Genomic DNA, 3,574 nt, shown 5'->3' with positions numbered 1-3,574 from the left:
GGGCGGGGACGCGGGACCTCTGCCCCCTCACCCCTCCCGGGGCCGGGCACGCCCGCTCCCGGGCGCGCCGGGCCGGTACCCCTGCCCTCACCCCGCCCGGGTGATGCACCGCGCCACCGCCGCCCGCATGATCGGACGGACGGCCATGAGAAAGGGTGATCGATCATGTGCAGGTGGCTCGCGTACTCGGGCAGCCCCATGCTCCTCGACAGCATCCTCTACAGACCCAAGCACTCCCTGATCGACCAGAGCCTCCACGCGCGCATGGGCGTCGAGACGACCAACGGAGACGGGTTCGGCATCGGCTGGTACATGGACGGGGGCGCCGTCGGCACGCCCGCGATCGTCCGCGACGTCGGCCCCGCCTGGAACAACCGCAACCTGCGGGAGATCGCCGGGCACGTCATGTCCCCGCTCCTCTTCGCCCACATCCGGGCCTCGACGGGCACGGCGGTGCAGCAGACGAACTGCCACCCCTTCCGGCACGGCCGCTGGATGTGGATGCACAACGGCTCCATCGCCGACTTCCACCGCATCCGCCGGGACCTGTGCCTGGCCGTCGACCCCGTCCTCTTCCTGGACATCGAGGGGACCACGGACTCGGAGATGATGTTCTTCCTCGCCCTCACCTTCGGACTGGAGGACGACCCTCCGGGCGCGGTGGCCAGGATGGTGGGCCTGGTGGAGCGCGTCGGCCGCGAGCAGGGTATCGCCGACCCCGTGCAGATGACCGTCGCCGTGACGGACGGGGCGGCGATCTGGGCGTTCCGCTATGCCAGCGGGGGCAGAGCCCGGTCGCTGTTCTACAGCTCCAAGGTGGAGTCGCTGCGGGCCCTGCACCCCGAAGTGGAGCTCCTGCGGGAGGTGTCCGACGAGACCCGCCTGGTGGTGTCGGAGCCGCTGGGCGACCTGCCGGGAGCCTGGAACGAGGTGCCCGAGGGGGCGTACGGGGTCGTGCGGGCGGGCGCGGACGCACTCCACACGTTCACCCCGGTCCCGGCCTGACCCGCCCCGCCGGCCCGACACCGTTCGGGTTGGTCCCCGGCGCGGGAACCCCTGTTCGAGGGAGATCGTTGTCGGCGTATGAGCACCAGTGAGGGAAGGGGAGAGGCGTGAAGTACGACCTCTCCCAGCGCCTGGTCGTCGGGATCGCCTCCAGCGCCCTGTTCGACCTGACCGAGTCCGACGCCGTCTTCCGCGAGCAGGGCGAACCGGCCTACCGCGCCTACCAGGAGGAACACCGCGAGGACGCCCTGGACAAGGGTGTCGCCTTCCCCTTCGTACGCCGCCTGCTGTCGCTGAACGACCTCGCGACGCACCCGGGGGACCCGCTGGTCGAGGTGATCATCCTCTCCCGCAACGACCCGGACACCGGACTGCGGGTGATGCGCTCGGTCGAGGCGTACAACCTGCCGATCACCCGCGCGATCTTCCGGCCGGGCCGCTCCTCGCACCGCTTCATGCCGGCGCTCAACATGTCCCTGTTCCTGTCCGCCAACGCGCAGGACGTCCGCGAGGCCGTCGCCGCCGGCCTCCCCGCCGGACACGTCCTGGCCTCGGCCTCGGCCGACGACCCCGAGGACCCGGAGCTGCGGATCGCCTTCGACTTCGACGGGGTCCTCGCCGACGACAGCTCCGAACGCGTCTTCCAGGCCGACGGCATCGACGGGTTCCGGGCCCACGAAGTGCTCAACGCGGCCACCCCGCACGACCCCGGCCCGCTGCGGGACTTCCTCGCCGGGATCAACCGGATCCAGCGCCGGGAGGAGGACGAACACCGCGAACGCCCCGACTACCTGCCGCGGGTGCGCGTTTCCCTGGTCACCGCGCGCAACGCACCGGCCCACGAAAGGGCGGTGCGCAGCCTCAAGAAGTGGGGACTGCGGGTCGACGACGCGTTCTTCCTCGGCGGCATAGACAAGTCGGCCGTCATCGCCACCCTCCAGCCGCACATGTTCTTCGACGACCAGGTCGGCCACCTCGGCGGAACGGCGTCCAGTGCCCCGAGCGTCCACGTGCCGTTCGGAGTGGCGAACGCCGGCGCCTGAAGTCCGGACCCCGGCCGGGGGCCGTCGGCCGGTCAGCGGGAGCCGTACGGGGCCGTCCGGACGCCCGAAGTGCCGCGCAGGAACGGCAGGTCCCGGTCTCCCACGTCGTCCCGCGGCCCCGCAGCGCGCAGGACGACATCCAGGACCCCGTCCGGTTCCGCGGCGTAACAGTGTGCGAACCACGGCATGTTGGCCTCCACCACCGCCCAGCCGCCGCCGGTGAGCCGCCCCACGTCGAGGCAGACCGCGCTCGGCAGGCCCTGCGCGGCGGCGTCCAGCACCTCCCGGGCGAAGCCGTGGACCGGCGCCTCCAGCGGTGCGGGATCGGGACGCCCGTACACGGCGTAGCGGCTGCCCGCGCGGACCTCGCCGTCGAGGACGAACAGCCGGTACTCGGCGGCGAACTCCACCACACCGCTCACCAGCACGGGCGTCGCCCCGTCCAGGGTGTCCGGCAGCCGGGAGCCGTCCTCGTACACGGCGGCGGGAAGCACGTCGATCTTCGCGGAGGGCGGCTTCACGAAGGCCCGCCCGGCCAGGGAACGCGCCTCCCTCAGCGTCGTCAGCCGGACGGGCCGCCCGAGCAGCGCGTACGGCATCGTCGTCAGCCAGTCGTCGGCGGGTTCCAGGAGTCCGAGGCCGAGCCCTGCCCCCAGCCGGTCGGCGGCGAGCGGGCCTCCGTACCAGTGCGTCCGGCGGCCGCCGGCCTCGGCGGCGCGGCCGACGACGTCGTAACCGCGCCAGGCCGCCGCCTGTCCGAGCAGTTCCGCCGTGGACGTGCGGGGCGGGTGCAGCAGGAGGGCGGGGGCGGTGCCGGTGCCGTGGTTCATGGCAGTGAGCCTACGGCGCCCGCAACCGGGCCCGCACAGGGGCAATTTGAGACTCGATGAAGTCCTTTAGGGCATTTTCGGCGGACAAGAGACCACTGCATCCGTCTCGTGACTACGGTTCGCCGCATACGGGTTGCACACACGACCCGCACGACCCACCAGCACCGGAGGTATCAGCGATGCGAAGCACCACCGCCAAGGCCGGCACGCTCGCAGCGGTCCCACTGCTCGCCCTGGCCTGGGCCCAGCCCGCACAGGCCGCGCCGGGCGGCGACGCCGGATCGCGGGCCGCGGCGGCCGCGCCGGCACGTTACTTCGAGTTCACGGACGGCACGGACACGTTCGTCATCAAGCTCACCGACCCCGCCAGGATCCGGCAGGCGCGGGACATACTGAGCGGCGTGGACACGGAGAACACGGGCGTCATGGGCACGATCGTCAAAACGCCCGCCGCGTACAACAAGCCGTGGAAGTACCACCTCGACCCCGACTCGGTGACCTTCTTCGGCATGGCCACGGAGGTGTGCGACGCGAACATCTCCTACGTCAACGACCACCTGGGCGAGGTGGGCGGCGCGCTCCTGCCCCGGTCGACCTGGTGCCCCTGGCATTCGAAGCTGACGCGCGAGCTCCCGCGCCCGTAACCGCTCCCGCGGCACCGGCGCCCCGTTGCCGCGCCCGCGCACACCCGCCCGC

Annotated in this window: 4 protein-coding genes; 3 read left to right on the top strand and 1 reads right to left on the bottom strand. The window is 72.1% G+C overall.

From position 1 onward, the window contains the following. Positions 1-165: 165 nt before the first annotated feature. Together HYE82_RS35055 and HYE82_RS35050 are read left to right on the top strand one after the other, a co-directional pair. A complete protein-coding gene (locus tag HYE82_RS35055) occupies positions 166-1,005 on the top strand; it encodes a class II glutamine amidotransferase (protein WP_179178269.1) in 840 nt (279 codons plus the stop codon). Positions 1,006-1,112: 107 nt separating this feature from the next. Then, entirely contained in the window at positions 1,113-2,048 is a 936-nt protein-coding gene (locus tag HYE82_RS35050; protein WP_179178268.1) for a 5'-nucleotidase, read from the top strand. A gap of 32 nt (positions 2,049-2,080) precedes the next feature. Here the strand turns inward: HYE82_RS35050 and HYE82_RS35045 are convergent, their stop codons facing one another. Beyond that, the gene (locus HYE82_RS35045; protein WP_179178267.1) at positions 2,081-2,878 is read right to left on the bottom strand and encodes an ATP-grasp domain-containing protein; all 798 of its coding nucleotides are present in this window, start codon (positions 2,876-2,878) and stop codon (positions 2,081-2,083) included. Between the two features lie 179 nt (positions 2,879-3,057). On the opposite strand from HYE82_RS35045, the gene HYE82_RS35040 reads away from it, so the two are divergent. Further along, the gene (locus tag HYE82_RS35040; protein WP_179178266.1) at positions 3,058-3,522 is read left to right on the top strand and encodes a calmodulin-binding protein; all 465 of its coding nucleotides are present in this window, start codon (positions 3,058-3,060) and stop codon (positions 3,520-3,522) included. The last annotated feature ends 52 nt before the right edge of the window (positions 3,523-3,574 follow it).

The organism is Streptomyces sp. BR123 (assembly GCF_013401435.1).
In the GTDB taxonomy this organism is placed as follows: domain Bacteria; phylum Actinomycetota; class Actinomycetes; order Streptomycetales; family Streptomycetaceae; genus Streptomyces.
This window is presented reverse-complemented; position numbering and strand designations above follow the sequence as displayed.

Bases quoted from the DNA above. Each gene is read 5' to 3' on its own strand.
- HYE82_RS35055 (WP_179178269.1), top strand. From the start codon at position 166: ATGTGCAGGTGGCTCGCGTACTCGGGCAGCCCCATGCTCCTCGACAGC.
- HYE82_RS35045 (WP_179178267.1), bottom strand. From the start codon at position 2,878: ATGAACCACGGCACCGGCACCGCCCCCGCCCTCCTGCTGCACCCGCCC.
- HYE82_RS35040 (WP_179178266.1), top strand. From the start codon at position 3,058: ATGCGAAGCACCACCGCCAAGGCCGGCACGCTCGCAGCGGTCCCACTG.